Here is a 26,060-nt window from a genome sequence, read left to right on the forward strand (position 1 = left end):
CCGTGGAGACGCGCTGGTGGTGCTCGCGCACTATCCGCACTGGGAATCGGGCCAGAAGCGGCAGAGAATGTTCAGGCGGTTTGAGGTGCACTTTTGGACTATGGTGGCCCTTCTGGCAGGATACGGCTTGTACGGACTGGGCAAGCTGATTGTGGTGTGTTGGGTCAATTGATCTTCAGCCAATGATGGCAATTTCGGGAATTGGAACTTTCAGCGTGGTTCTGCGTTTCACGCGCAAATCGCGGAGTGGGGGTTCGTTTGCGCGGTCCACCCACGCGCTTTTTGAGTGGCCGATCAATTAATCTTCAGCCAGTGGCGAATAGCAGAGACGGTGCCATCACCAGTATAGGCAACGATACCGCCGATCGTCAGGCCGGCGAAGGCTTGTTTCATCACAGTTCGTGGCCCGCCTCGGGTTTCTAGTCGATCAGTGTGGAACATCTTAACGTGCCCCCAATAAATTAGGCCATTTGGAACTGAAATTTTCCACTTATGCTCCCTGATGGGAAGAAGAGGAGAATTCGATGAAGCTCTCGAAGTTTTCGGAAGCGCAGATCGCGTTTGTGTGAAGCAGGCAGAGGATGGGACGCCGATCGGTGAGGTCTGCCGCAAGGCAGGAATTTCGGACGCGACCTTTTACAACTGGCGCAAAAAATACGCCGCCTGATGCCCTCGGAGATGAAGCGTCTTCGCCAGCTCACAGGAGCTGATAGTCCTGATGGTCTGCCAGCAGCGACTGAGCGATTTGCTCAGTGCGATTGCGTTCACGGATCAAGCCTCGTCCCTGGCCAATAATCATGCGGAACATGCTGATCGTGACGGCGTCTTCGGCTATAGGCAGAGCTACCGATGAGCAGGCTGTCTCGAAGATATCATTGATTCATCGTGCTTTTGAGACTTTGCGGCCAACGAGCGACCACGCTTCCGCAACAAACGCCTCGCGTCCGAGCGAAGTGATGCTAACGGGTGTCGGGAAGCGTTCGATCAACGCCAAAACCAGTCCGACCGGCTATTGCCAGCATGGGCGAGCTCGGGAAAATAGAGTGCCAGGTGGTTCAGGATCCGGTGCCAGGTCTCACGACAGAATGTTGCCTACCGCTCGTCGGCCCTTGTCTCGGGGGCCTCGCTCTCGTTCGCTCTTCGATCTGCGAGCAATAAGTCTAAAGCCTGATGTTCCGGACCAAACGGCCGTTGGTTCAAGAATGAACTCACGGGGATAATCGTTTCGTGCCCGCCCGACGATGAGTTCCCACGATGAACGACGACTTCTCTATTGGTGGCAGGATTGATGCCGAGAAACCATCGATCGCCATTCGTGCTTGAAGCAAATTCTTTCAGATTTTCCAAGTTAGCGCTCCTTCTAAAGGGGAAGTAGCGCGAGGACCCGAAATTGCGAGTTGCCTCAAAGTCGCAGGTGCCGGCGGAGGAACTTAGGTATCCGTCCCATGTTGTAGATCCAATGAACAACAGTGATCAGAAAGCCCTTCCGGACCATTTCTACCGGTAGCCCGAGGACGCCCAAATGCGATACTATGTCCGTGCGATACATACGGACGATACGCGCAACCGGCTGACTGACAGTAGAACCGAAGCCACAGCCATGGAGGAAGAACTTCAGAACCACACACGCCCCGGAGACAACTACTTCATCAAAATGTCTCCGGCGTAGAATGTTGTTGAAGCAAGGGTTAACGCCGACTGTATGCGCTCAGTCCCCCTGATGCTCAACTGACTGGAGCATATCGAAGGCCTTGTTGATCGGGATAGACATCGAGCCTGAAGCGTACAATTGGAGTAATTGAAATGAGCAAACACTTTAGCGCTAAGGAGACTTTCGCAATTTGCGGCGAGAGCGACGATGGCTACGGTTGTACTGGACAACTTTTCTACCGAGGAAAAGACCTTTCCCACCACGCGAGATGCCGTTGATTACCTGAAGGCGTCGGCCCCCGATCTCGCTAAAAATGTTATTGCATATCCAAGCTTTCGGACACGATGTATCTTTCGAACGTGAGGATATTGCGAAGCTTATTCAGGAACTTGGCGACGTGGACCAGCATTTCTTCCATCGGGCCGAGTTGGGTCGTCGATCTCCACTTCCGGCGCCCCACCCCGGGGGATAGTTGGGTGACAACATGGATCGCCGGAGTGTGATATAGTTTTCTGCCTCCCATGAATACTCAGATTTTCATGGACTCTGACCACCCGTTATTCAATTCTGGTATCACAAACAAGGGAGTACGGAGATGGCATTTGTTAAGCTGACGTGGACGACTACCAAAGCTCCGATTCATATCAACGTCGATCATGTCGCCGCTGTGTACCAAGATGGAGAAGGAACGGGAACAATCCTTGCGCTAGCTATTCCTCAGGGCAACGGCGTCGTGACGAGAGCCGTGAGCGAATCTGTTGAGGACGTGATCGGCCGGTTTAATACCGTGCAGTTTCTCACGCGATAGGAAAAGGGCGACGGGCTCGCCGGGTTGGGATCTTAATTCCGGCCCTCGTGCCAGGCCCTGTTCTGTAAATGACGTGGAAAATATCCTAGAAGTTGAAACGACGCTTGCCGGCTCACCGCGTGCATGACCAGTTTCTTATGCAACTAGTTCGGAGACCATCATGGCAGCCCTCTATTTGATAAGTTACGACCTTCGCAAGGTTCGAAACTATAATCAGCTTCTAAATACCTTGCGCGATTGGGGTTGCATCTCACCGCTTGAATCAGTCTGGGTCGGACATATGAATGGTGCCGCAACGACCATTCGAGATCTGCTTGCGCAACACATGGACGCCGACGATGGGCTCCTCGTAGTCCAGATCCAATCACCCGGACAGTGGGCAACAATGCAGGTTAAAAATAACGCTGCTGATTGGTTCCGCAAACATGTGGCCGCGTGATTTGGTCCCGATCCAGAACAAGGAAACCGCCGTGATCACCTTGGCCCAAACGCAACGACCGCGCCCTCCGCAAGCCGCGTAAATTTATGTGCCACGGTCCTTCTATTATTTTCTAAAAGGGGAGCGTCCATTCTCCTCTCACTGCGAACGAAGACCCCCGGACGGTGACGACCCCTTGGCTCCAGACATTCGAACGCCCCAGGGGTGGCGATCGACGATCGCACCAGATTTCCAGCACCTCCGTTGGTGCTGTGCCTGCCCTCGAAACTATCTCATAGCCAAGCTGTGGATGCCTTCGAACAAGCTCCATCTCCTCTGCGATCAGTTCGCCGGTCTTAGTCAGGCTGTCGTCGGGGAGCGTCATCTTGCCTAGATCATGCACCTGGCGCCGACGAGCCCAAGAAGGCGGATATCGGCTTCGCTGTGGCCGAGCCTACCACCAAATGCGACCATCAGAGCGCTGACCGCCAGCGAGTGAAGAAAGGTGACCCGTCCTTTGCCTTTAGTTTGGCAACTGCGATCAGGTCGACAGAGCGGTAGATATTCTGATGCCCTTCGAAACAAAAACTTGCCACAGCCTAGGATAAACAACTTCGGGATTCTCGAGGCAGTTTTGCCTCGCAGCTCGCCATCACGCCTCTTGCAGGATAGTTGGCGCAGGCTATTTTACAGCACCTGGAACATGATGTGCCCTCGCGCCATTTCATCTCTCCAGGTGCATAAAAGGCAATATGGCAACGAGCCGCGTGCCGGCGTCGCGGGCATTTTGCTTGATGCTATCTTCGCGGCAAAGGGAAAGCCTGGGCTAATTCCGGCCCGCCCGCCAAAGGCAAGGCTGGGGGAAGCACGGACCACTCCTGCCCTGGAGATCGTTTCCGGAAAGGCCAGTCAGCCGCTCGAATTCGATATTGCCGTAAACCAGGCGTTCATTGCGGCCCAGTTCAGAGACCGTGACCGCGAAGGGCACATGATCGAGGAACTGGCGAAATCGATCAGTCCAGCGCTTCCGCCAGGTGCGGGAGGTCGGAGAGGGTCGCCGGAGTGGTATCGTCTGGGGTGGTCATCGAACTTCCATGGTTTGGCAACGGGGAGTCCATATCATGGCAATCGACGCATCCACCAGAACATTTGGCCGAAGGAGGACGCCACCATCTGCATGATTTTGGCCGCTTGACAGTATCGATTATTGTCGGCCTGCGCAGTCTGCGCGCCACCAACACACGTCTTGACTTGATTAAACCCGCGACCTGACAATATTAAGCCAAGATCAGAATTGCGGCTCAAGGTCGCGCGCAAGCCGATCGCTTGCCAGACCAGGAGCATTCTATGTCAGTCGTTAATCGGAACAACGTCAAGGTCATCGGCAATGGCTCGCAAACGATGTTGTTCGCGCACGGTTTCGGTTGCGACCAGAATATGTGGCGGTACGTCGCGCCGAGATTTGCGGACCGTTTTCGGGTGGTGACTTTTGACCATGTCGGCGCCGGAGGCTCCGATCTGTCTGCCTACGATTTTAAAAAATATAGCAGCCTGGATGGATATGCAGCCGACATCGTCGAGATCGGAAAGGAGCTCGGGATCGAAAATGGCATATTCGTCGGTCATTCCGTTAGCGCCATGATGGGCGTGCTCGCTTCTGCAGAGGCGCCGACGATGTTTTCCAGGCTTCTGCTCGTCGGCCCGTCGCCCAGATATATCGACGATCTCGATTACCATGGCGGGTTCAGCCGGCAACAAGTCGATGAACTGCTGGAATTTCTTGACAGCAACCATATGGGCTGGTCGCACGCAATGGCGCCCGTAATCATGGGCAACACCGACCGGCCCGAACTCTCGGAGGAATTGACCAACAGTTTCTGCCAGACCGACCCGGAAATTGCCAAGCATTTCGCGCGCGCGACGTTCATGGCCGACAATCGGGCGGACCTCGACAACGTGAGGGTTCCGTCATTGATCCTTCAATGTGCGGAGGACGTGATCGCTCCGGTCTCGGTCGGCCATTATCTTCACGCCAAGATCGCCGGCAGCACTCTCGTTCTGATGAGGGCGACGGGCCATTGTCCGAACCTCAGTCACCCCCAAGAGACCGTTGCCGCCATCGAGACATTCGTGGCCGCCGCCTGATGAACTCCAGCTTGGACATTCCCCAAAATGTAGACGACCTGCTGGATCTATTCGAGAATGCGCCCTGCGGCTACATCTCGGCTGGATCGGACGGGCGCATCATCCTTGCCAACAAAACGCTATGCTCCTGGCTTGGCATGTCCGGCGGCAAGATCGTCGGCCGCAAGTTCATCGACTTCCTGACCATGCCTGGGAAAATCTTTTTCGAGACGCATTTTGCACCGCTGCTGACGATGCAGGGTGCTTTCAACGAAGTCGCGCTCGACATGGTGAAGGCGGATGGCACCCGTCTGCCGGTCCTCGTTAATGCGGTCGCGAGGCTGGCCGAAGACGGCGCGGTCAAATTCGTCCGGATTACTATCTTCAACGCCACCGACCGGCGCCGTTATGAAAAAGAACTCCTCGAAGCGCGCGCGGCGGCCGAGCGTTCGGCCGCCGCGCTGAAAGATCTCAATACTACGCTGGAAGAGCGCATCGCCATCGCCGTTCAGGAAAAAAGCGCTGCGGAGAGTGCTCTACACCAGGCGCAAAAGATCGAAGCACTCGGTCATCTCACCGGCGGCGTTGCGCATGATTTCAACAACATGCTTGCCGTGGTCATAGGCGGCCTGAATATGGCGCAACGCCGGCTCGCACGCGGCGCGCTCGACGACCTCCCGAAACTCCTCGAGGCGGCATTGGACGGAGCGCATCGTGCCGCCACCCTGACCCAGAGGTTGCTCGCCTTCTCACGGCAACAACCTTTGTCGCCGCAATCCGTCGATGCCAACAAGCTGGTCGCGAATATGGCCGAAATTCTAGCCTCGACACTCGGCGAGCCCATTCAGAAAGAGACGGTACTGGCGGCTGGACTGTGGCGAACCAAGGCCGACCCGAACCAGCTCGAAAACGCGGTTCTCAACCTCGCCGTCAACGCCCGAGACGCCATGCCGGACGGCGGCAAGCTGACGATCGAGACAGCAAACGCGCATATCGACGAAGCATATGCGGCAGAGCATGATATCCGCCCTGGGCAGTATGTAATGATCTCCGTCACTGACACAGGGTGCGGTATGGCGCCTGAGATTATAAAAAAGGCGATCGACCCATTCTTTACGACAAAGCCGGTCGGCAAGGGAACAGGGCTGGGCCTCAGTCAGGTCTTCGGCTTCGCAAGACAGTCCGGTGGGCACATGAAGATCTATTCAGAGGTTTGCCTCGGCACCACAATGAAGATCTATTTGCCGCGGGATTACGGACCGACCGAGACGGCGCAGCTGCGGAAAGACGAAAGCGTGCCGCGAGGCTCCGCGACCGAACTCGTTCTCTTGGTGGAGGATGACGCCAGTGTCCGCGAAGTGCATACCAAGATGCTGGAGGAGCTGGGATACCCCGTCGTGGCGGTCGACGGTCCTGTTGCAGCCCTGAAACTCATCGACGAGCGTCCGGACGTGAAGCTCCTGTTCACGGACATTGTCATGGCACCGATGAACGGCCGAAAACTGGCGGACGAGATCTGGAGCAAGCGTCCAGGACTGCCAGTCGTGTTCACGACCGGGTATAGCCGCAATGCGGTCATCCACAATGGCGTGCTTGACGAGGGTGTTATTTTTCTGCAGAAGCCGGCAGCGCTTGGAGACTTGGCGCGCAAGGTACGTATGGCTCTCGACCATAGACCAAGATAAGGTCGTGACACCATCCGCCACGCCAGCGTTTTCGCGATGAAAAAGCTACAGAGTTGTCGAAGCCGCTCGCAGTGGCGGGGCTGAATCTGGGACCTCTAGTCCATGCTTCAGCGGCCGCCATCGAATGATCGCCGCACCCGATCGCCGCACTTGGCGCACACCGTGCCGCCTTCGAGCAGCGACGTTACTGCACGCCAAGACTGGCGAGTGTTACGCCCTGGATCTGTACGTGGAAATGCGCTTTGCGTGTCTGGCCGGAGCTTCCAAGGTTTTCCAACCAGATGCTGGGTTATCAGCGCAGGCCCGTAGGCCTGATCCACGAGATCGGCCTGCCCGCCCATCGGGCCATGCCCGATGCCTATGTCACGGCCCATCATCTGCGTGACGAGCTAAACGCCGCTTCGTTGGATAAGCTCCTGTTTTGGAGTTCTGAGCCGGGCATATTACCGGGGGTTCGGGCAGGTCCTGATCGCGGCAAAAGCTGGGAACGCCTCTCTATGGAGACACTCACTGCCTTCACAGGGGACCGCGACGCGGACATTGGCTTTAGCGCCGATACGGAGCGTCTGCGGCGAGGAGAAACGCAAGCACCGACAATGTCCGTTCGCCCAGCAGACGCTTTTGTGACTGATTTGACTTTACTAGATGAGTCGGGACCGCCGATTTGAAGACACGCCATCCCATGATCCTGACCGCCCGAATTGCCGAGCATGATCTTATCCCGTCCGATCTGCTACGTCAGAAACATTTTTCCCCAAGACCGGAATTTCCTGGGGGCTCATCGGACGATGTTTCACCGGCTGCCGGGCGAATAGGTTGGAAGGATCGTCGAAAGCCTTCAATTTGTTAAGAAGGAGACGCGCACGATCTTAGCCCGCGCTAGCGGCGTCCGTCATCTCGGAGCCGGCGTGGCATTCACAATCGAAAGCACGGAGCTGAACTCGATCAGGGATGGCCTACGCAGGGATTTCCTCCACTGGTTTGGGTCGCAGGACATGCAGACGTGGCGGCCGCACATCACGATCCAAAACAAGGTCTCCGTCGCCGAAGCGAGCAAGCTTCATCGCGAACTCGCCGGCAATTTCCATCCCCACGACATCGACATTGTGGGGCTCGATCTATGGAGATATCTTGACGGTCCTTGGACTAGCGAAGCCACAATGCCATTCGCTCATTGGTTCACGGTAACCTTCAGAGCCGGTTTATGGCTCGCATCCAATCGAGAAAATTCTGGCTGGGTACGATTTTGGATTTGCTTGGCCTCTCGTCACGGACCCAAGGCAAAACGCAAGCGTGCCGCGGGAGGAGGTGCGGCAAGCTTCTCGAAGATAACCCAACAGCGATTGCGGAGAGGAGTGCCGCTATTCCCTCAGATGTCCCCATGGAGAAGTGGAGCGTCTGACATCGGTAGCGGTGGACAGGCTCGCTTCTGGCTGAGTCGCACGACGCCTGCACATCAAGCCAAATCGCAGCCTCGCAACGCATCCGCCCAACCCCCGCTGATATCGATCAGAAACAGCGGCCACCTTGGCGGGCCTCTGCCAGCGCCCGCGACAACTGTTTCTGGCTGAACGGTTTCTACAGCCTTACGACCCCACTAATGTCGCCGGCGCCCTCTGGTAGTTCCGCATAGCCCGTCGCAAGCACGACCGGGAGCGTGGGAAACCTCGCGTGGATTTCCTCACAGAGGCGCGCACCGGTCATCTTCGGCATCGCATGGTCGGTGACTACCACATCGGGAAGCTGCCTCGAGCCCAAGATAGCGAGAGCCTCCTCGCCGGACGAGGCCTCGATTGTTTCCATTCCCAGATCCTCCAGCAACAGCACCGTGTTCATGCGCGATCCTCGTCCGTGTAAAAGGTTGAGAAGTCGCGCCCGACGATTTCCTGTTCCGTATATCCCTTCAGCCGTTCGGCGCCAGGTTCCAGCTTGTCACGAAGCCGCCCCGGTCGAGCATGTAGATCGCATAGTCAGTGATCGCTTCGATCAGAAGTCGGAAGCGCTGCTCGCTCTTCACATCATTCTCGTCCATGCCTTCTCCCGCCGGTACCGCCCATATTTTCCTTCCGACTTTTAATCGCTCTCGATGGCAAGACAACCTAAAAGCGCTGCGAGGCCTCATACCCTGGAGTTAGATCTATGTCGCCGGTTGCTCATGGGGATAGGGCCGAAGCAGTTGGGCAATTCGGCACGAACCGATCACGAACGCTCATCGATGGCAAAACTGCCCTGCCGCCATGCTCAGCGAGGACCCGCGCGGCGCACTTTCTTCCTACCCATATTCTCGAAGTTAGTGCTGCAGGTGTCGGCGGGTCCTGTTGGAAGTCTTGAAGGGATACGAACAACCGACCCCGCATTCCGCAATCGTTCTGTCGACGGGATACAAAACCGCGCGCGCCTGCAGTTTTTAGGTTTCAAGGGTACGAAGTCGACGCATATCGCTGGCGAGGCCACGCTTGCCTTGAGCGAGGGTGCCCGCGCCCGGGCAATAACACGTTGCCGGAATTGCATCATCCGACGGCGGACTTATTAGAGTGGAGATAAGGCGTATATTTCATCACCAAATGGTGCTATTTATAAGATCAACTCAGGAAACCAAACGATGCGATCGACTATCAATCTCGACGATACCCTTATAGAAAGGGCTAGGTCCCTAACCGGCACGAAAGAAACCGCCACTTTGGTCCGCCAAGCGTTGGAAACGCTTGTTCGTGTGGAGTCGGGAAAACGCCTCATCGCGCTCGGCGGAACTATGCCGGATGCGGAGGCAGCCCCACGCCGCCGGAGCGCAGCTGCCAAGTGATACTTGCCGACACTTCCATCTGGATCGATCATTTCCGGCATGCCGATGCAGAGCTGCGTAAGATTATTGAAGACGATCGTCTTTTATGCCATTCAGCCGTAATCGGAGAGCTCGCACTTGGCAGCTTTCGGGAGCGCACTGGCGTGATAGCTTTCCTGGCGGCCCAGCGCGAAGCGTTCGTCGCCACTCACGAAGAAGTCATGATGATGATTGATCGCCACGCCATTTTCAGCATGGGCATTGGCTACACAGATGCCCACTTGCTGGCCTCAGTTCTCCTCGATAAACGAGCGGCCCTATGGACCAGAGACAAGCGACTGCGGGCAGCGGCCAAAAAGGCGGGGGCCTCGCTGCACACCCCTGACAACGCGCGAAACTAAATGCTGTATCGAAGCGCGGCACACCGCGTGACACCAACGATATCCCAGCCACCCTCGTAACGCGGATCTCGCAAATGCTCGATATTCGGCTAATAGCGCCGCGCCGGCCGTTCCGACCCCGGAGAATTCGTTGAAGTTCGGCTAGAGATGGATGGCCAGCGCCTTCAGATCGACCGTCGATGCGGGATCTGCATCCGCCTCCGCCGCGAGCCGCGGGATCTCTATCCGTAGGTCATCCTTTTCCATCAGGGTTGCATCCCTTTCGTAAGGAGTTTCGGACGAGCTCGCTCAAGCCATCTCCTTGTTCCGGATTTCCGCCACCGCCTTGTCCGTCTTTTCAGGGTGAAGACCCATCGAGCGCACACAGCATCCGTCTTTGTGAACTGCAGATCGCAGTATTCGACGACCTCGATGCGATTGCCCCAGGGGTCGAGGAAGTCCAGGAAAGGGCCGTCGAGTATCGTGGCCTTGGCGGCAAGCGCAAGTTCGCCTACCCGTCCGCGGCAGTCGACGACCAGCCCGAAATGTCGGCTCGTGTCCGGCGGTTGATGGCGACCTTTCACCAGCGCGAGAAACCGGTCTCCCATGTCGATGAAGGCCATGACCGGCGGCCCGGGATCGTCCTTCTCCATGCCTCGAGGCGATGGGAAGTGCAAGGACGTAGGCAAAGAGCAGTGCTGCGACATGCGGAAGAAACCGCATCTCGATCTGATACTCCGCCAGCCATCCGGTCATGTGACCACCCTCCCCTTGATCCCGTTGCAGGGAAATGGCGCCCGATGGATTGCCGGCAAGTGCGCGATATCAGACCGATGGCACGGCAGCATCGCGGTGGACCAGACCGCGATCCTTCAGCGCCTGCCAGAACGAGTTGGGGATCTTGGTCTGCAGGGAATTCCAGTCCTCGCGGATCTGCCGGTCGCTGCCGGCGCCAACCACGAGGGCGACGGCGACGTCCGGGGCGGCGGAGAACTGGATGGCGGCGGTTCGAAGATCGACGCCGAATTGTTCGGCGACTTCCCGCAGCTTGCGGCGCTTCTCGATGACTTGCGGCGGAATCTCGTAGTTGTCCACCCCGTAGTTGTAGCGCGGGCTGCCGCCGATAAAGCCGGCGTTGAGGCTCGAACCCATGACCAGCCCGACGCCTTTCTCCCCCACCTTCGGGAAGAGCTTTTCGACTGTAGCCTCGTGATCGATCAGCGAATATTGGCGGGCGCACAGACACACGTCCGGATCAGCGTCCTCTATCACTTTGAGGATCGCCATCGGCGTGTTCACGCCGACGCCCCACCCCTTGATGATGCCCTCTTCCCGCATCTTCGTGAGTTCGAGAAAGGCGCCTTTGCGGGCGATCTCGTACTGCTCCTCCCACGGGGTCGGAAAGAATGCGAAGTCGGGCGACAGATCGTGGACGAAGGCGATGTCGATGCTGTCGACGCCCAGGCGCTGGAGGCTGTCCTCGATCGAACGACGGACGCCATCTGCGGTGTAGTCGATGACGAGGTCGTTCGGAGAATCCGACAGCGGGTACATCTTCTCGTGGCCGTTGTCCTTCGACGCCTTCAGGAGCTTTCCGACCTTCGTGGACAGCAGGTAGTCGGATCGCTTCTGATTGTGAAGGAAATGCCCGAAGCGCCGTTCGGCAAGCCCAAGGCCATACCAGGGCGCGACATCGTAATATCGCACGCCGACGCTCCATGCCGCTTCGAGTGCGGCCTCGGCCTGCCTGTCGGAGATCTTGTTGAACTCGTTGCCGAGCGAGACGCCGCCCATGCCGAACTTGAACTCAGGCTTGAAGATATCGCGGACGCGGCTGTTCAATGGCATGATGGAATTCCTCTGATGCTTTGCAAACTATTCGGTTGGGAACCTAGGCTAGCGGTAGGCTACTTCTCGCCGGGGTACTGGCTGGACTTCAGGAGCTTTGCCAGATGAATGGTGTTTCGGGCGAGCATCTCGACCATCGTCGTGACCTCCTCGGGAACTTTTTTCAGATCCACGAAGTTCGTGCTCCCCATCGCTTCACCCACCCAGTAGGCGACGGCATTAGCCGGGATCGTAAAGCCGACGTCGTTTAGCGCCTGGTACATCTCGGCCGACACATGATGGGCACCGTCCTCGTTGCCGACGACGGCAACCGCCGCGACCTTGCCGTAGGAGACCATCCGGCCTTCGTCATCAGTCTCCTCGAGGAACGCGTCCATGCGCTCGAGGACGCGCTTGGAAATGCTGTCTGGCTGCCCCATCCAGATCGGAGTGCCGAATATGACGATGTCGGCTGCAAGCACCTTTTTGCGGAGTGCCGGCCATGCGTCGCCGGTCCCTTCGTCGGACGTGACGCCCGGCAGGATGTCATAATCGGCAAGCCGGATAGTCTCTGTCTCAACGCCGGACTTTGCCATCTCCGCAGCAATGAGGTCGAGCATGCGTCCGGTTGAAGACGGCTCCTTGTTCTCGCTGCGCTTCAAGGTCGCGTTGAACGCCAGGGCTTTCAGGGTCATAGGTCATCCTCTTGATAATTTGGATGGCAAACCCCTGCTGGCATTCGAAGTTCCATCGTTTCCTTCCGTCTCATTCGAAAGAGGACGGGCGGCCAAAGTCCTGGCGGGCCGCCGTTACGAAATGGTGGCGGTACGGCTATCAAATGAACGTCAGCAATCCACGAACCGGGGACGAAAGTGCCAAACTGAACCGTAAAGTTTTTTCAATGAAGACAAAGGCTTCGGTTTCATCACACCAGAGAACGGCGGACAGGACATCTTCGTTCATATTTCCGCAGTCCAAGGTGGCGCGCTGCGCGATGGGCAGAACGTCTCCTACGAGCTCGGCCAGGATCGGGAGACCGGCAAGTCGAAGGCCGAAAACGTCCGAGCGATCTGACCCTTTCCAAAGCCTAAAATGCCTGCCCACCCGTCTGTGACAACAGCCGTTCCTCGCATCTCCCGCAACAGTCGTCGTCCATCAAGGCACGGCGCCACGGTAATCGCACGGGCCGGGCCCGTATACTCGGCCCAAGATCTTCTGTTCAGCGGCAGGATTTCCATTGTGTCGCCGTCGAAGAGCGTTCTCTGCAGGAGGCCGTCCATTGTCGTAGTTCCGGCAGCCTCCCGAGCGGCGCGCTTGCCTGCGGGATGTGCGCCCTCCTCGGACATGCATGGATCCGACCCAGGGTGACCGGAACATTAGCCTCCTCCCTTCGTTGGTCTGCCACACGAACTCGGAGGAGCTCTCGTGACCAATCTCTATAACGACGGCGCGCCCGTCATCACAGGCAATCGCGCCAAGAGCACGTTAACGGCCTTTTTCGATTCCAGAAGCGACGCCGAGGCGGCGATCGACAAGCTGAAGAGCGCAGGCGTTGTCGACGTCCGCTTGATGCCCGGCTACGAGGCCGACGGCGAAGGATTGACGACAGCATCGGAAGGCTCAGGCTTCTGGGCAGGGCTCGCAGACTGGTTCTTCCCGGACGATGACCGCGACGTGTATGCCGAAGGTCTTCGGCGCGGAGGTTTCCTAGTCTCCGCCTCCGTCGACCAGGGCAATTACGACACAGCCCACGATATTCTCGACGACGAAGGTTCCATCGACATGGATGAGCGGGCCGATCTCTGGCGCGAAGAAGGCTGGACGGCCGGACGCGACCGATCGGCGGTCGCGACGAAGGATGGCGTATTTCAGGCGGACGCCGCTGCCGGTGCTGCGACGGGCGTCGGTCGGTATGCCCGCAGTACCGAGGCGACGTCGCCTCGCGTCCGCGCCTATGAGCTGACGGAGGAACTGCCCGACGACGTCGTCGATGACGCACTTCCGACAGGTCATCAGCGCGATGTTTCTGAAGGCGGCCGACCTGCAGGCGACAGGAGGCCTCAGGACCAGTCGATCGACGACCTTCGGCGGGGTCAGATTCTGCCTGGAAACCGCTGAGGGTCGGCTCTCCAACGAAACGTTCACTGGTTCGGAAAATGGTTCCATGGCGACGCAGGCGCAAACGCGCTTCTCCTCAATGGCGGGGCGGCGTCTCGAACCGATAGGACCAGCCTGCCGTCGGGAGTCAAAATCGTGACGATCTCAGGGATCTTCCGTTACAAACGGCCCGGTTTCGTTCAGGAACTTTGTAAACCGGGTATCGTTTTCCTTACTTCATCGAAACAACAGGAGATGTTCCATGCCACAAGGTGACAAATCCGCTTATACCGACAAGCAGAAGCGCAAGGCCGAACACATCGAGGAAAGCTACGAAGATCGCGGCGTCTCGGAAAAGGAAGCCGAGCGCCGTGCATGGGCTACCGTCAACAAGGAAAGCGGCGGTGGCAAAAAATCCGGTTCCGGCCGCGGGCATAAGGAAAACCACGCTTCCTCCGAAAAGGGCGGACACAAGGGTGGGGCGGCCGCCGCGTCACGCACGAAGGAGGAGCGTTCTGCATCAGCCAAAAAAGCTGCGGCAACCCGCAAACGCAACGAACACCACGCTCATCACTGAGGACCCGGCGCCGCTCAAAAGGGGCGCCGTTCTCTTTGGTGGAGGAACAGTCGTGCCAAAAGAGAAATCCAAGCAGAAATGGTCCCAGGATGTGACCGACAACAGTGACGCAATGGACCTGAAGCAAGGCGTGTTCAAGCAGCGCAGCGCCAAGAAGATTGCGGATTCCCTGAAAAAATCGTCCGAACAGAGCGACCGCCGCAAGGCAAGTCCTTTCCAGTCCGCCATGTCGATGCTCAGTTGTTACATCAATCGCGCCGGCAAGCATCTGTCTAAATCAAGATTGGCCACGCTCGATCGGGCCAAGGATGAATTGCGCAAGGATTTCGGCAGGGAGCCGAAACGCTAGAACGACGCTTGGAGTGCTCAGCGTCGCCATCCCAGACAACCAATAAGACATCGTCGTGTCCGTTTTTTGAGAGGAACCTCATCATGCAAGCTGTCCGTATTCATCGTTTCGGCGGGCCGGAAGTGATCGCAATCGAGGAAATCGACGGGCCGGCACCTGCCGCGAACGAAGTGCTCATCAAAGTCTTCGCCGCAAGCGTCAATCCTGTCGATGCCAAGATGCGGGAAGGCAAGTATCCGGTGGTGACCGAAAGAGATCTTCCCTATGTGCTTGGCCGGGACGTCAGCGGTAGGATCGAAGCCAAAGGCGACGACGTTTTCAGTGTCCAGGTTGGCGATGAGGTCTTTGCATTCCTGTCGCCAGAACACGGAGGATACGCGGAGTTCGTCCTAGCCCGCGCAGACGAGGTGGCCGCCAAGCCGCGTTCACTGGACGCGATCGCTGCAGCCGCCGTGCCGCTCGCGGGTATCACCGCCTGGCAGGGGCTCTTCGATCATGGCGGTCTCCAGCCCGGCCAGCGCGTCCTTATTCATGGCGGTGCCGGCGGTGTCGGTCATTTCGCCATTCAGTTCGCCAAGGCGAAAGGTGCCTGGGTCGCAACCACAGTGTCTTCGGATGATACGGAATTCGTACGCGATCTCGGAGCGGACCAGGTCATCGACTATAAAGCCGAAAAGTTCGAAAACCGCGCTGAGCCTGTGGATCTTGTTTTCGATCTTATCGGCGGCGAGACGCAGGAGCGCAGCTTCAGCGTCGTCAAGCCTGGCGGAGCGTTGATTTCAACGCTTCAGGAACCGGACAAACGGAAGGCCAAAAGACTGAATATCCGCGTTAGTCGCTATACGGCCCAGCCAAGCGGCGCCGAACTGCAGGAGATCGCCGCCCTGATCGACCAAGGCAAAGTGAAGGTCGTTGTCGACGCCACCTTCGGACTTCGCCAAGTGGCGGAGGCGCAGGCCGCGCTCGAGGAAAAGCATATCCGCGGAAAAGTGGTTCTGAAGGTCGTCGAGCAGCCGCAGACAGCCCCGATCGACGAAGAGGCACGCAGGCTGCGGGCCTATCAGATCTGGGAGAATGAAGGACGCCCGGAGGGCGAGGACCTTGCGCATTGGTATAAAGCAGGTGATGTCGACGCATCGGCAACGGCAGAACGCGCTGACTATCAGCAGTATGTTCCGGGCGCAACGCCCGCGGGATCGTTGGTCATTAAATTCTACCATTCGGGCGACCAGGTCCGGGGGTATGTACGCAAGATCGCGGACCCGGGCACGGGTGACACGATCTTCCCCGGTGAAGAGATGGAACCTGAGGCAGCCTTCAAACTGGCCGACTCCCACAATTACGACCATAAGCCCATTTTCATCGAGCTTGTCGAGGGCATCGAATGGGACGCAGCCTGGGGCCGTTTGGAATAAGCGACAGCAAAGATTGGAGATCTAAATGAGGAGCAAGGAACTCGCCGAGAGCGACCCATGGCGGGAGCGCAATTTTTGTAGGAGTGGCAGTCATATCCGGTCCTTCCGATTCATGCGCCCGGGGCGGCATTGACCCGACAAAAACGTGTTTCCACACCAGCTCCGTTCAACGGTTGCCATCAAGCCGGAATTGCTGTCTTTCGGCGTCAAGTTGGGCGGACCGGCTTTGGCTCGACCGGCTGCGCCTCGCGCAATTGACGCAAGCGCGCAGTCTTCCTGGTCTGGTCAGCCCTCTCCGTTTCGATGATCTGCCGCGCGATCTCACCCGTGGTCGCGGCCTTGTCTCGTGCCGAGATTTTTTCGGGCTTGAAAAATGCCTGCTTCGTCATGGTCATGATAATCTTCTTTCGGGCTGGCGCTCGGACGCATCCAAGAAGTCGGGTTGGATCAAAGCCGTCAGAGCTCGGTCCAAAAACAAAAGCCGGGCGCTAACCCGACCTCGCAGTCACTCCGCTCTGCTGCCGGTACATCCGTGGTCAGCGGGGCGAGTGAAAACTTTAAGCTGCCTGAAGGTTTTCGGCGGAGCTTTTGCCGGACTTGCGGTCCTGAACAACCTCGTAAGGAGATCTCCTCGGGCTCTTGGAGGATGCGGTAACGGCGTCAGCCGCGCGCCACTGGGTTAGCGGGGTTTATTGGCAGCAAGTCATTGCAATACCCGGACCGCGCCCCATATCCCATCACAGAGGTATCCGGAACAAAAGAGCCCTTCATAGGCAAAGACGCGCTGTACCCCGGCACCTTGCAGAGCATTTTTTCCAGCGATCCTGAACAGCATGGACGCGTCCGCAAGGGATGACAGCAATGGCTGTCGTCCGCCTGCGGACTTTAAAGAGCGCGCCGAAGATACAGCCTGAAAAGACATCTGACCCAGACCCGATGTGAGCCCGACGTGCCTATCCCGCCGATAACAGGTGTCGTGCCCAAGAGTTTCCGGCAGGAGCCGGAGTAAACGATTTCTGGAGAGACCTCGATGCCCCTGATCTTCCCCAATAAGAGCCGTAGTTTCGACGAGGGCCGCGATGGGGTTCGTTTCTCCGGCTATGACGGCATGTTCGAGGTGCGATTTCTGATCGAGACGAACGCGCTGCGCTCCATCTCCCAGACGAGCCGAACCGAAGCCGAATGCCTGAGCGCCTTCGACGCGGCGCGCCCCGCCATTCTGGAGGCAGCATCCGGTGTCTACGGCCGCGGCGGTAAGGACCGATACACGCTGACGGAGAAGGATGTCCACCGCTAGGCATGTCCCGCAACAGTTCGCGGCGGTCTCATGCGACATGCATGGAGACAGCGGCCTGAAGAGCGGCAAGCCAGTCTGAAGACCGTAGCGTGTCTTGCTTTTACACCCGGGATGAACCGGACACGGAGATGAGCAATGTCAGTCGATAGAAAACATCTGAGCGTAGTGGACGATGCCCCGCGAGCTCGGCCCCAGGACGTTGATCTCGAGACGGCGGTTTATGATGCGCTTGCCCATACGGGCGATCTTGACCCCAGCTATATATTCGTGACGGCGCGCGGCGGAGACATCACGCTTGCCGGCTGGGTTTCCATCAGCGAGGAAATCTGGCTCGCCGAAGAAGCCACTTTGCGAACGCGTGGCGTGCGCAGCGTTCATAACGAGCTGACGCGCGATCTCTAGCGCACTCTTTCATCTCGGCGCGGCTGCGCGCCGACTTCCGGCCAAGGTCGAAGCCAGCCGGAGGCGAGGAGCCCGGCCCCGCGCCGGGTTCCACGTTGCCGGGTGCGGGCCGACAGCCAGCCCAGAACCGCCCCCACGCAAGCGACCGATGGATAAGCGATGCGCAAGAGAATAGACGAGACCACCAGACCGGCCCTCCCCACCACAGGCCGGCAAGCCAATGCGAATGAGAGCCGTCCTGCCCAAAGCCCCTCCGCTAGGGAAATGATCGCCGAAGCCGAGGCCGCCCGCACAACGTTGGATGCGGACATCGATAAAGCGTCTTCGGCTGACACGCCCGGAAAAGACAAGGACCAGGCGGGCGACAGGACGTCGGCGCGCAGCCCGCTTCCGACCATTGAGGAATTGGAACAGGCCCGTGACGACCACAGCAGAAAGATTGCCGGAAGAGAGGCGGACGCGGCAGGAAGACTGCGCGCAGCGCGCGGCGGTTCGTTGCCCAAGCAGCCGCGGAAGCCACGATCATGATCTCGATACCTTTGTTCGGTGACAGCAGGCCGAACGTAAGGATGACGGAACGGTTCCCGAAGCCGAGTTTAGCTTTTGCCACATCAGGCTCGCTGACAGCAATATCCGGGATCCCATCAGAGATCACGTCGATCTTCTCCATCTGGACGCCGTAGACCTGACGCAATAGCGACCGGCCCTTTTCCGCCATCACAACGACTTTCGCGGATATCTCGATGATCCGAGTGAGAACACGACGTTGCGCAGGGTTGGGTTTCGCCAGCACCGCGTGAAGAGTTGTCACGACCGGCATTTCGAGGCACACTAGCAGCGCGACGATATGGCTTCCGGCTTCGCCACCGAAAATTCCGAACTCGTGCTGGAAGCAGACGACATCGAAGCGTTCCGCATTCAAAGCTTCCGCCGCGCGTATATAATCCTTACAGTTTTGGTCGGGGATTTGAAGCCAGAAGACCGTGTCCGAGGCTCGCGCTGAGATTGGCAGGTATCTGAACTTTTACAACAGCCGACGCCCACATTCATCCCTTGACCGGCAGACCCTGGATCTGGCCTACGTCCCGTTGGCACCAATGATGCTGGCGGCATAATCGAGGCGGAAATCCACTTAACGAAACGCCCCAAGCTGTTCAAACAAACCGAACCACCTCTTTCCACGCTTCCATGTTGACGCGGCGGCCGACCGCATATGCGGCAAGGGTGTTACTATAGGTAGTAGGCATCGATCCGCCCTCCTTACTTGTTGCGCCAGGCGTTGAGATCGTTGACGCTGTCCGACCAAGCCTTATCGGCTCCGGTGTGAGCGTCGGCAGCGGGGCGGACGCCGTCGGCGAGAACCCGAGCGAACGGGTCACCACCGGTCGCCTTCTTCGCGTCCTCGACGAGGATGTCGAAGCGAGCATCGATATAGGCGTCTGCTTTATCGGCGACGGCTGCATCGCCGAGCTTGGCGGCAACGACAGCCTTGCGGATTGCGGAGTCAGAGAGGCCGGTGGTCTTGACGTCCTTGGCGATGACCGCAGCGGCTGCGATGAGATCGCCACGCTGCTGAACACGCTTGTCGAGATCGGCATCCGAAAGCACCTTTGCCTTCAGGCTGTCGATTTCGGCATCCTTCTTGGCGAGCTCGCTGTCTTTTGCAGCAATTGCTGCGAGGCGGGCGGCGTCTGCCGTGCCCATCTTGGAGTGGGCATCCGCAAGCCGCTGCTGCAGAGTTGCGATAACCGTGGCACCCTGGTCGGTTACTTCAATCGGGATGCCATCGACGGTAACCGTCTTCAGGGTCAAAGGATTGCCGATCAACCAGGTATGGAGTTCCCTGCTGTTGCAACCTGCGATGGGCGTGATCGACGATATCCGAAAATGGCTGAAGGAAATCCCCATCTGGCAAGAGCTTGAAAAGGTTCCTGGGAGAATGGAGCTTATGGAAGAGCGGATTGCTCGACTTGAAGCCAGATTAGAACGACGGCTAGGCGATACGTGCGACAATTGCGGCGAACACACTATGCGTCGGACGAAGGTTGGACGTGTTGTGGGGCCCATGGGTAAGCAAGAGCGCGAAGACATCTGGACTTGTGAGAATTGCTCCGCAAGCGAGACAAGAGTTGTGACGTTCAAGTGGCCACACTGCGCACCCTCGGCTCCTAGAGCGCCCACCAGATCCCCTCACCCGGTGGCTGATACGGCTGGCACGCAGTAAGGAAAGCGGCTGGAGGGCAGGCGACGGCTGTGCCGAACAGGACAGCGATCACGGCGCGTCTCATATCGCGCTCCAAACAAAAACGGGCCTCGGCGAACGGGCGAGCTGTGTACGGATACCACTCAGAGGCAGGGTCTGCGAGCGATAAGATATGGCTTGCATTCTCTCACGCGCTGCTCGGTAATGCGCCGTTATCTCAACCAGGAGGAATCGATGGCTAAGGGTCAAGCTAGAAGCAACAAAGAGGTCCGCAAGCCGAAGAAGGATAAGGTCGCCCCAGCTGCAGCACCGGCTACTCTGGGGGCCAAGCCCGTGGAGTCTAGCAAGCAGAAGAAGCCCTGAACTGTTTCGACCTCCCCGATACCATCGTCGGGGAGGCCTAAGCCTCACACGCAGACGCGCTCCGAGCGATAGCGGTTGCAGGCTCCGGAGTTGAACCGGATATTTCGCGGTTATGAGCCGCGCGGCTTACTGTTTGCCCTGCCTGCGATGAAAGGTGGGCCGCGCAGCGTTCTCGCGGCTCCAGAGCGGTCGCTTTGGCCACCAGACTGTGCTTCGCCAGACCGTGTTGTTTGAACGGGAAACCTTCCGAGCTAAGAAATGAGTCACTGCGCGGGACTACTTTTTCACCGGAACCGCGCTACGTAGAACAGATGACTCAGAAAGCACGCGACGACAAAGCCGAGATTACCACTAAGGAATCTCAATCACTTACTTTCGCTCGAAATTCTGCACGCGACGAGAAGACTGCTCGCCTTCGCGAATTGCGTCTTTCAAGGGACGCTGAAGCGGCGGCCCGTAAAACGGCTCTCAAGGCAATGGCACCACGGAAGCGGAAGAAGCCCGCCGCGAAAAGCCAGGAGATCAACGCCTGAAATGGAAAAGCCGCCCGGAGGCGGCTGATTGGGCGACCGCTTTGCGCAAATCACCACGCTAATCACTAAATGCCCTGCAAGGTTTACCTTGGCAACACTGCCGATGGTGAATTCTGTGGTGTTTTTCGCTTCTGGAAGCCCCAATGCACAGCCAAATCCTCTAGGGCGTCCTTCAGATAGTCTGCCAGAGTGTGCCGAGCGCGCTTTGACGCTCCGAGTTCGGCGATGGTGCAGCCCTCCCCTGCTACACGGCTGACGACGTCATAATGCCGGCGGCCGAGCAGCTCGCGGCACTCCTGAAGCTTGAACCCGGCATCGATTTGGCGATCGCTGATCGGATCACGCGCGCCGCCGCCATCGACCGGCTCGCGGGAGTAGTCGAATGACCCGGCGCCAGATCCACCGAGCGATTCCCATAGCCGGCAGAACTTGATAGCGGCCTCGACCTGGTGGGCTTCCAGATGCCCTTTTGCCGCCATCATGGCGATCGGGCTTTCGCGGAGGTTCATTGCTGCCGTGACGGTCTTGGGATTGCCAGAGGCCCCGGCGTGAACCTTGCTGTAGTGTGGGTTATCAATCTCGACGAGCTTCACCTTGGCATGCTGGCTGCCGAGGCCCGTGAATTCGTCGACGTTCGCGACTGTCAGGCCCTTGAACGTTCGTGCCGGACGTTTGCGCACTTTTTTCGGTTCCGCCATTTCCGTATCCCTCGCCTATACCCGCTCGACTTCAACTGTTCGGCCGCCGCCGATGAAAAGCTTCTCCGCCCTAGCCCGCGCCGCCACCGCCGGTTTGACGATGACGTCGAATGTCTCGCCGCGGATCTCGCGGCCGTTCATGAAGGCGACCATGTGCTTGAGGCACTCCTCCGCAGCTTCGCCTTTGCTGCTGAACACCTTCGGTTTGTCACCTGCGTCCATGACCGGCGACGGCTCGCTATCGCGGCAAAGCCTGATCATGGCCCAGTAGCCGAAGCCGCCAGGGATGCGGCGAGGATATGCGCTGTATCGGTTCATGCCTCACCTCGCTTCAAGGCTTCGACCTTCCGGACGGCGAATAGAACCGTGGTGTGATCACGTCCTGCGAACAGCCGGCCGATCGCCGGGAAGCTCAAGCCGAATTTGTCCCGCAGCTCCCACATGAGCTCCTGGCGAACCTTCACGATCGGGTGGCACTGGCTGCGGCCGATAATGCCGCGATACTGCACATCGAGCTCCAGGCACCGATCTTTCAGATACGTTTTGGGCTGCTTTCCTGCGCGATCCCACCACTCGACCATGTGAGCGTCGAAGTGGATAAAGGTGGCACGCCAGTATCACTGCACTTGCTTTGCACATGCACTGCATTTGCATCTGACGCTTGCGTTTTGCCCTTCGAATGCCGCGCCTCTGCCGCCGAACGGCGCTTTTCGATAATCTCGTCCGGCTTCGACAGCTCGGCATCGATGCGCTTGTGTGTCCAGCCTGGACCGAACAGCATGGCGAGTATGTCGCGACTTTCTTCCCACTGCTCAGGCGAAAGCTTGGCGACGCGTGCGATCACGCGTTCGTTTTCCGGCAGGCGCCCATTCTGCCATTAGTACATGATCAGCAGCAGGTAGGCGCCATGCTCCGTCGCCGTCAGGTGCCCCGTGTCGGCGAGATAGTCGCCTATGTGGAGCGGCATCCATGCGCGGTTGCTCATGACTTCGCCACCCATTGCTTTTCAGTGGGATCGTAGCCGGCGAACTGGATCTTCGGCCGCGGCTTCGGGTTTTCCAGAGCTTCGTCCCTCAGCTTTGGTGGCCCGAAATACTCGCAATCCGCTTCGCGTTGATGAGGCGATCGGCTTCTGGTGGGGTGACCCCAATGGTTTCCCCGATAAGTTCGAGGTCCGGGCCGTGAAGGGCATATGCTTCGAGGAAGGTCATCGCGAGCCTCCCGCAAAAATTTCATGTGGTATGTATTGAAACCGAAAAGCCGAAAAAATAAATTTCCTGCCGGCGCTGTGCTTGGGCGCCATCCTTGTTGATCACCAACGTTTTCAGTGAGGTAGCTATGAACGTGAACTTCAATCGTCCCGTATATCTGAAGGAGCGGGAAGGCCTTATTCGAGAGATAGTCTCTCTGGCGGACGCGATCGATTTTCTCGAAGATTGGCCGGAGAAAGACCGAGACCTCGTGCATGAGGCCGTCCTCAAGACCTGCTATATGGCCCACGACGGACACAAGCCGCTTGAGGTAGCCCGCGACGCCATCCGGGCGTTCGGGAATAAAAAGGGAATCTTGATGAAGCAGCCGGCGATCCAGCCGTGGATGATCAAGACCCCGACCGGCGGCGGGCGTGTTTCTGCCTGATAGTGTCGCGTAAGTGGAGAGGCTGCAATTGCGGCCTCTCTCTGCTCTGAGAAGAGCGCATAATCCATGCTGCTTGCTCATGGGCCTTTAGTCGCATACGCACCAGGGACCTTGGTCCGATAGCCGGAACGAGTGTATCGGCTGCGAATTTCTTCCGCGGCAGGCACGTCGGAGGCGACAACATGAGCGATGATCTGTGGGACAAGCCAATAGAGTTGATGATCGACAACTCCGATCATTTCCGGAGCGTCGGCAGCACGCGTGATGCCATTGCGTGCTTGATGACTTCTTGGCCAATCAAGGGGGGCAAATCCTTTTCCGCTGCTCGGCGAGCCTGTCTCGCCTCTATGGACGGGAAGGTCGCCAGAGAAAAAGCACAGCTCGCCTTCATCCGCGCGGCTGAAGAAGCCGGCATTCTCAGACGTTGATCGAGTGAGCGTCGATTGATGCCGCGCTCCCAGCAAAATGATTACTCAGTCAACCTGGAACGATGCGAGGCAGCGGGGAATTAACGTTCTTTGAGGCCCAGACAGTTGGAGAGCACCACCCTTGCCCGATGCCCGCCAAAGGGGGCGACATCATTTCGGAATCAGGGGGCGGATTGCCTCGGAATTTGCAGTGTACCATCATGGCTAGCAGGCGGCATGACCGGCTCTTTATCCGCGAGCAGCGGCCAGCTCGGCTGCCTTCCTTGCGTCTTCAGACCGGATTCTTCCGTCGATGACGTCTCGGCAGGCGTTCCATGCTCGCTTCCATTTAGGAGTGTCTTGGTGGGCTCGTGGATGAGCCAATTGATAGCCTCATCAGGGGAGCCGACTACAATGCGCATGCGGCTGTCTCCCAGGGCCAGGGGAATGTTCCAGTGGTGTACCTGCCGATTCCGATGAAGCCGCCCCTTTGTTCCGAGATGATTGCGCCCCTTGGTTCCGGGATGATCTCGCCCCCCTTTTTTAGTGGGGTCTGCAGGCAGTAATTGTTGTCAGTTCGTTCATCCCTCTTCGCCAATGCCTTCACATACGCCGCCTTGATCTCCTCATAACCGGCAATGTCGTATTCCTTGGTTTCGATCTCGTGGTCTGGGCGGGGGTTGTTGGAGCCCTGCCATGGTCGTCTAGCCAGGTCATGGCGGAGGCGATGCGGCCGTCGAGCCAGGCGATCATCTCGGAGGGTTCGGTCATTCGGCTGCCTCGCGATACTCAACGAGGTGCTTGCAGTTGGCCGCGACGATTGCGGCCGCGACCGGCGGCGAAACAGAATTGCCGACACACGACACCTGGACATTCTTCGGGAACGGCCGACCGTCCGCGTCGGGATCGATCCGATAATCGGCCGGGAAGCCTTGCGCCGAATAGAGTTCGCCAGGCGTAAGCATCCGCATACCGATATCGACTATGACGGACTCCGCGCCGTCGATGATTAGTGTTACGAACTCGCGCTCGTCCCGGAAGCCGTAGGAACGCATGGGCTGCACTAAGGTCAGTCCAGCATGTGACGGCTGCTACGCCGAGGCGCTCATGGATAAGCGCTATGGCAAGGTCCAGGGGGGCAATGCACCACGCGTTCGCACCGGCAAGCATACATGGAACGATCCCTTCCGTTGGCAGCGTCAGGCCGAGAAGGACGGCGATCGGCCCGGAGCATTCGGTTGCGAGGCAGCCCACGTCAACTTCCCGGACGAGCGCTTCGGAAAGCACATGCGCGGGAAAGGAACGAAGGTAGGAGACAACTGGACACTCCCCCTCCTCCCCGAAGAGCACCGCACCGGCCCGGACACCCAGCACAAGATCGGCCACGAGCAGGCTTGGTGGGAATCCCACGGCATTGACGCCAACACCCTTGCCGATCGCCTCTGGCGCGTGTCGGGCGACACGGCGGCAGTTATAAAATCATAATGGAGGTCGCACGCCGATGACTGCTGGCGCACCCAGAAATGATTGCCGCCGCATGGCAGGCTTGGCAGTCTCGGCACGGCGGAAAGCTCGGCCCCGCCTGCCTTTCGAGAGGCGATCGAGGCCGCGCCCGCTGTCGCCGTCACCCCACCGTCCATTTCACATGCGGGATGGCAGCCAAACGTATTTGCAAGGGTGGTCGGTTCAGCGCTCACGGCTGCTATCGCAGTCAATGAGGCGTCTATCAGTGAGCGCGACGCTCCGGCGGCGTTACTTCCGGCACGGCGTCTCGATGCGGACCCGAAAAATTTATGACGTCCGCGCCCTTCTGCGAGCTACCGAAGTTTCTGCGCAGAGCGTTAGCAAGCTGGACCGGCTCTCTCAGGCCCTGGTGGAAAAGCCGAATGATCAGTCTGGCGGCAACCATGAACTCTCGTCCCGGGTTCGCCGACATTTTGCCCTTATAGCCGCAGCTGACGAGAACCTCCTGAAGCATCTTCACGTCTTTGCTTTTCAGATTGGCGGTGTTGATATCGGAAGACATGCTGTCCTCCTTCCGGTTGGGGCGAAGCTCACGGGCCTCAATCGGCAGCGCCCGTTCTATGGCTGCCGAGGATCTCAACCTGCGCTCTATTGTGGACGATAGCAAATGCATTCATCGAAGCCACTGCCCATCATTGCCGACACCCCACCACCATCGTCACAAATGTCGAGATGCCGTGAGTTGATCAAAATCACCGGTGCAAGCCAATTAGGGGTCTATCCGGGTCGTGCCCGCCTCGTTAAGAAGCGTTGTCAGCGCTGTAATGAGCTGCGCGTGAACAAAAGGTGTTGATTTGCGCTGAGAGTTGACCCGGGATTTGCACTGAGAAGTGACCCGCCTTTAGGTATTGTTCGTGTCGGTCGTTGTGGTCAAGTTCCTGC

31 protein-coding genes and 8 pseudogenes are annotated in these 26,060 nt (G+C 58.3%); 21 read left to right on the forward strand and 18 right to left on the reverse strand.

The window, feature by feature from the left end:
• Positions 1-294: 294 nt before the first annotated feature.
• A pseudogene (locus FHX06_RS35945) lies at positions 295-384 on the reverse strand (DUF1515 domain-containing protein); the annotation flags it as partial.
• Positions 385-524: 140 nt separating this feature from the next.
• Between FHX06_RS35945 and FHX06_RS34910 the strand changes: the two are divergent.
• The 3 genes and pseudogenes from FHX06_RS34910 to FHX06_RS34920 all read left to right on the forward strand — a co-directional run.
• Positions 525-699: pseudogene (locus tag FHX06_RS34910) on the forward strand (transposase); the annotation flags it as partial.
• 1,547 nt (positions 700-2,246) lie between these two features.
• On the forward strand, positions 2,247-2,459 hold the full coding sequence (locus tag FHX06_RS34915) for a hypothetical protein (protein WP_018116039.1): 213 nt from the start codon (positions 2,247-2,249) through the stop codon (positions 2,457-2,459).
• Between the two features lie 160 nt (positions 2,460-2,619).
• Positions 2,620-2,898, forward strand: coding sequence for a hypothetical protein (locus FHX06_RS34920; protein WP_183882627.1), 279 nt, complete (start codon positions 2,620-2,622; stop codon positions 2,896-2,898).
• Between the two features lie 847 nt (positions 2,899-3,745).
• On the opposite strand, the pseudogene FHX06_RS34925 reads toward FHX06_RS34920, so the two are convergent.
• Positions 3,746-3,962 (reverse strand): annotated as a pseudogene (locus FHX06_RS34925) (histidine kinase); the annotation flags it as partial.
• 262 nt (positions 3,963-4,224) lie between these two features.
• On the opposite strand from FHX06_RS34925, the gene FHX06_RS34930 reads away from it, so the two are divergent.
• The 4 genes from FHX06_RS34930 (at position 4,225) to FHX06_RS36400 (ending at position 8,257) form a co-directional block, all read left to right on the forward strand.
• Positions 4,225-5,022 carry an alpha/beta fold hydrolase gene (locus FHX06_RS34930; protein ID WP_183882679.1) on the forward strand — a complete coding sequence of 266 codons (798 nt, stop codon included), beginning with the start codon at positions 4,225-4,227 and terminating at the stop codon, positions 5,020-5,022.
• Complete coding sequence (locus FHX06_RS34935; protein ID WP_183882629.1) at positions 5,022-6,686, forward strand: PAS domain-containing hybrid sensor histidine kinase/response regulator; 1,665 nt, start codon at positions 5,022-5,024, stop codon at positions 6,684-6,686. Before FHX06_RS34930 ends, FHX06_RS34935 begins: the two co-directional genes overlap by 1 nt.
• Positions 6,687-6,928: 242 nt before the next feature.
• On the forward strand, positions 6,929-7,354 hold the full coding sequence (locus FHX06_RS34940) for a hypothetical protein (protein ID WP_183882632.1): 426 nt from the start codon (positions 6,929-6,931) through the stop codon (positions 7,352-7,354).
• Positions 7,355-7,594: 240 nt separating this feature from the next.
• A complete protein-coding gene (locus FHX06_RS36400) occupies positions 7,595-8,257 on the forward strand; it encodes a 2'-5' RNA ligase family protein (RefSeq protein ID WP_409564455.1) in 663 nt (220 codons plus the stop codon).
• A gap of 7 nt (positions 8,258-8,264) precedes the next feature.
• Here FHX06_RS36400 and FHX06_RS34945 read toward each other — a convergent pair whose 3' ends face one another.
• Together FHX06_RS34945 and FHX06_RS36145 are read right to left on the reverse strand one after the other, a co-directional pair.
• Positions 8,265-8,522: a response regulator gene (locus tag FHX06_RS34945; RefSeq protein WP_183882634.1), complete on the reverse strand. Its 258-nt coding sequence runs from the start codon at positions 8,520-8,522 to the stop codon at positions 8,265-8,267.
• Positions 8,522-8,718 (reverse strand): annotated as a pseudogene (locus FHX06_RS36145) (PAS domain S-box protein); the annotation flags it as partial. The pseudogene FHX06_RS36145 and the gene FHX06_RS34945, both read right to left, overlap by 1 nt.
• A 570-nt stretch (positions 8,719-9,288) precedes the next feature.
• On the opposite strand from FHX06_RS36145, the gene FHX06_RS34955 reads away from it, so the two are divergent.
• Positions 9,289-9,489, forward strand: coding sequence for a type II toxin-antitoxin system VapB family antitoxin (locus FHX06_RS34955; RefSeq protein WP_088703492.1), 201 nt, complete (start codon positions 9,289-9,291; stop codon positions 9,487-9,489).
• The gene (locus FHX06_RS34960; protein WP_183882636.1) at positions 9,486-9,869 is read left to right on the forward strand and encodes a type II toxin-antitoxin system VapC family toxin; all 384 of its coding nucleotides are present in this window, start codon (positions 9,486-9,488) and stop codon (positions 9,867-9,869) included. The genes FHX06_RS34955 and FHX06_RS34960 overlap by 4 nt, the downstream gene beginning before the upstream one ends.
• A gap of 245 nt (positions 9,870-10,114) precedes the next feature.
• On the opposite strand, the gene FHX06_RS34965 is transcribed toward FHX06_RS34960, so the two are convergent.
• From FHX06_RS34965 to FHX06_RS34975, 3 genes are all read right to left on the reverse strand, one after another.
• Complete coding sequence (locus tag FHX06_RS34965; protein WP_183882638.1) at positions 10,115-10,501, reverse strand: VOC family protein; 387 nt, start codon at positions 10,499-10,501, stop codon at positions 10,115-10,117.
• A gap of 172 nt (positions 10,502-10,673) precedes the next feature.
• Positions 10,674-11,696 carry an aldo/keto reductase gene (locus FHX06_RS34970; RefSeq protein WP_183882640.1) on the reverse strand — a complete coding sequence of 341 codons (1,023 nt, stop codon included), beginning with the start codon at positions 11,694-11,696 and terminating at the stop codon, positions 10,674-10,676.
• Between the two features lie 59 nt (positions 11,697-11,755).
• Positions 11,756-12,370, reverse strand: coding sequence for a flavodoxin family protein (locus FHX06_RS34975; RefSeq protein WP_183882642.1), 615 nt, complete (start codon positions 12,368-12,370; stop codon positions 11,756-11,758).
• Positions 12,371-12,569: 199 nt separating this feature from the next.
• On the opposite strand from FHX06_RS34975, the pseudogene FHX06_RS34980 reads away from it, so the two are divergent.
• The 5 genes and pseudogenes from FHX06_RS34980 to FHX06_RS35000 form a co-directional block, all read left to right on the forward strand.
• Positions 12,570-12,749 (forward strand): annotated as a pseudogene (locus tag FHX06_RS34980) (cold-shock protein); the annotation flags it as partial.
• A gap of 351 nt (positions 12,750-13,100) precedes the next feature.
• Positions 13,101-13,793, forward strand: coding sequence for a hypothetical protein (locus tag FHX06_RS34985; RefSeq protein WP_183882645.1), 693 nt, complete (start codon positions 13,101-13,103; stop codon positions 13,791-13,793).
• A 241-nt stretch (positions 13,794-14,034) separates the two neighbouring features.
• Positions 14,035-14,349: a plasmid stabilization protein gene (locus tag FHX06_RS34990; RefSeq protein ID WP_183882647.1), complete on the forward strand. Its 315-nt coding sequence runs from the start codon at positions 14,035-14,037 to the stop codon at positions 14,347-14,349.
• Between the two features lie 52 nt (positions 14,350-14,401).
• Positions 14,402-14,698, forward strand: a complete 297-nt coding sequence (locus tag FHX06_RS35955) for a DUF3175 domain-containing protein (protein ID WP_183882649.1) — start codon at positions 14,402-14,404, stop codon at positions 14,696-14,698.
• 83 nt (positions 14,699-14,781) lie between these two features.
• Positions 14,782-16,113 carry a zinc-binding dehydrogenase gene (locus tag FHX06_RS35000; RefSeq protein ID WP_183882651.1) on the forward strand — a complete coding sequence of 444 codons (1,332 nt, stop codon included), beginning with the start codon at positions 14,782-14,784 and terminating at the stop codon, positions 16,111-16,113.
• Between the two features lie 206 nt (positions 16,114-16,319).
• Here FHX06_RS35000 and FHX06_RS35005 read toward each other — a convergent pair whose 3' ends face one another.
• Positions 16,320-16,508: a hypothetical protein gene (locus FHX06_RS35005; RefSeq protein WP_183882653.1), complete on the reverse strand. Its 189-nt coding sequence runs from the start codon at positions 16,506-16,508 to the stop codon at positions 16,320-16,322.
• Between the two features lie 635 nt (positions 16,509-17,143).
• Here FHX06_RS35005 and FHX06_RS35010 point away from each other — a divergent pair.
• Positions 17,144-17,410, forward strand: coding sequence for a DUF1488 domain-containing protein (locus FHX06_RS35010; RefSeq protein WP_183882655.1), 267 nt, complete (start codon positions 17,144-17,146; stop codon positions 17,408-17,410).
• A gap of 135 nt (positions 17,411-17,545) precedes the next feature.
• The gene (locus FHX06_RS35015) at positions 17,546-17,812 is read left to right on the forward strand and encodes a BON domain-containing protein (protein WP_018116004.1); all 267 of its coding nucleotides are present in this window, start codon (positions 17,546-17,548) and stop codon (positions 17,810-17,812) included.
• Between the two features lie 256 nt (positions 17,813-18,068).
• On the opposite strand, the gene FHX06_RS36405 is transcribed toward FHX06_RS35015, so the two are convergent.
• Positions 18,069-18,824 (reverse strand): glycosyltransferase, encoded by a 756-nt coding sequence (locus FHX06_RS36405; protein ID WP_183882681.1) that lies wholly within the window; start codon positions 18,822-18,824, stop codon positions 18,069-18,071.
• Between FHX06_RS36405 and FHX06_RS35025 the strand changes: the two are divergent.
• A pseudogene (locus tag FHX06_RS35025) lies at positions 18,790-18,927 on the forward strand (integrase core domain-containing protein); the annotation flags it as partial. The gene FHX06_RS36405 and the pseudogene FHX06_RS35025 sit on opposite strands and share 35 nt — an antisense overlap.
• 145 nt (positions 18,928-19,072) lie before the next feature.
• On the opposite strand, the pseudogene FHX06_RS35030 reads toward FHX06_RS35025, so the two are convergent.
• Positions 19,073-19,624: pseudogene (locus FHX06_RS35030) on the reverse strand (hypothetical protein); the annotation flags it as partial.
• Between the two features lie 1,065 nt (positions 19,625-20,689).
• On the opposite strand from FHX06_RS35030, the gene FHX06_RS35035 reads away from it, so the two are divergent.
• Complete coding sequence (locus FHX06_RS35035; protein WP_183882657.1) at positions 20,690-20,911, forward strand: hypothetical protein; 222 nt, start codon at positions 20,690-20,692, stop codon at positions 20,909-20,911.
• A gap of 83 nt (positions 20,912-20,994) precedes the next feature.
• Here the strand turns inward: FHX06_RS35035 and FHX06_RS35040 are convergent, their stop codons facing one another.
• The 6 genes from FHX06_RS35040 to FHX06_RS35065 form a co-directional block, all read right to left on the reverse strand.
• Positions 20,995-21,609 (reverse strand): hypothetical protein, encoded by a 615-nt coding sequence (locus FHX06_RS35040; protein WP_246715811.1) that lies wholly within the window; start codon positions 21,607-21,609, stop codon positions 20,995-20,997.
• A gap of 15 nt (positions 21,610-21,624) precedes the next feature.
• Positions 21,625-21,927: a hypothetical protein gene (locus FHX06_RS35045; protein ID WP_183882659.1), complete on the reverse strand. Its 303-nt coding sequence runs from the start codon at positions 21,925-21,927 to the stop codon at positions 21,625-21,627.
• Positions 21,924-22,190, reverse strand: coding sequence for a helix-turn-helix domain-containing protein (locus FHX06_RS35050; RefSeq protein WP_183882661.1), 267 nt, complete (start codon positions 22,188-22,190; stop codon positions 21,924-21,926). The genes FHX06_RS35045 and FHX06_RS35050 overlap by 4 nt, the downstream gene beginning before the upstream one ends.
• The gene (locus FHX06_RS35965; protein ID WP_183882663.1) at positions 22,142-22,453 is read right to left on the reverse strand and encodes a hypothetical protein; all 312 of its coding nucleotides are present in this window, start codon (positions 22,451-22,453) and stop codon (positions 22,142-22,144) included. The genes FHX06_RS35050 and FHX06_RS35965 overlap by 49 nt, the downstream gene beginning before the upstream one ends.
• Positions 22,454-22,486: 33 nt before the next feature.
• Entirely contained in the window at positions 22,487-22,594 is a 108-nt protein-coding gene (locus FHX06_RS35970) for a DUF1376 domain-containing protein (RefSeq protein ID WP_183882665.1), read from the reverse strand.
• Between the two features lie 88 nt (positions 22,595-22,682).
• Entirely contained in the window at positions 22,683-22,820 is a 138-nt protein-coding gene (locus FHX06_RS35065; RefSeq protein ID WP_183882667.1) for a hypothetical protein, read from the reverse strand.
• A gap of 127 nt (positions 22,821-22,947) precedes the next feature.
• Here FHX06_RS35065 and FHX06_RS35070 point away from each other — a divergent pair, with 127 nt between their 5' ends.
• Complete coding sequence (locus FHX06_RS35070) at positions 22,948-23,247, forward strand: DUF982 domain-containing protein (protein ID WP_183882669.1); 300 nt, start codon at positions 22,948-22,950, stop codon at positions 23,245-23,247.
• Positions 23,248-23,429: 182 nt separating this feature from the next.
• Positions 23,430-23,675: a DUF982 domain-containing protein gene (locus FHX06_RS35075; protein ID WP_183882671.1), complete on the forward strand. Its 246-nt coding sequence runs from the start codon at positions 23,430-23,432 to the stop codon at positions 23,673-23,675.
• Between the two features lie 746 nt (positions 23,676-24,421).
• Here the strand turns inward: FHX06_RS35075 and FHX06_RS35085 are convergent.
• Positions 24,422-24,709: pseudogene (locus FHX06_RS35085) on the reverse strand (DNA cytosine methyltransferase); the annotation flags it as partial.
• A gap of 52 nt (positions 24,710-24,761) precedes the next feature.
• On the opposite strand from FHX06_RS35085, the gene FHX06_RS35090 reads away from it, so the two are divergent.
• On the forward strand, positions 24,762-25,139 hold the full coding sequence (locus tag FHX06_RS35090) for a hypothetical protein (protein WP_246715812.1): 378 nt from the start codon (positions 24,762-24,764) through the stop codon (positions 25,137-25,139).
• Positions 25,140-25,380: 241 nt separating this feature from the next.
• On the opposite strand, the gene FHX06_RS35095 is transcribed toward FHX06_RS35090, so the two are convergent.
• The gene (locus FHX06_RS35095; RefSeq protein ID WP_183882675.1) at positions 25,381-25,680 is read right to left on the reverse strand and encodes a hypothetical protein; all 300 of its coding nucleotides are present in this window, start codon (positions 25,678-25,680) and stop codon (positions 25,381-25,383) included.
• Positions 25,681-26,060 lie beyond the last annotated feature (380 nt).

It is taken from the genome of Rhizobium sp. BK512 (assembly GCF_014194915.1).
Classification (GTDB): Bacteria; Pseudomonadota; Alphaproteobacteria; order Rhizobiales; family Rhizobiaceae; genus Rhizobium.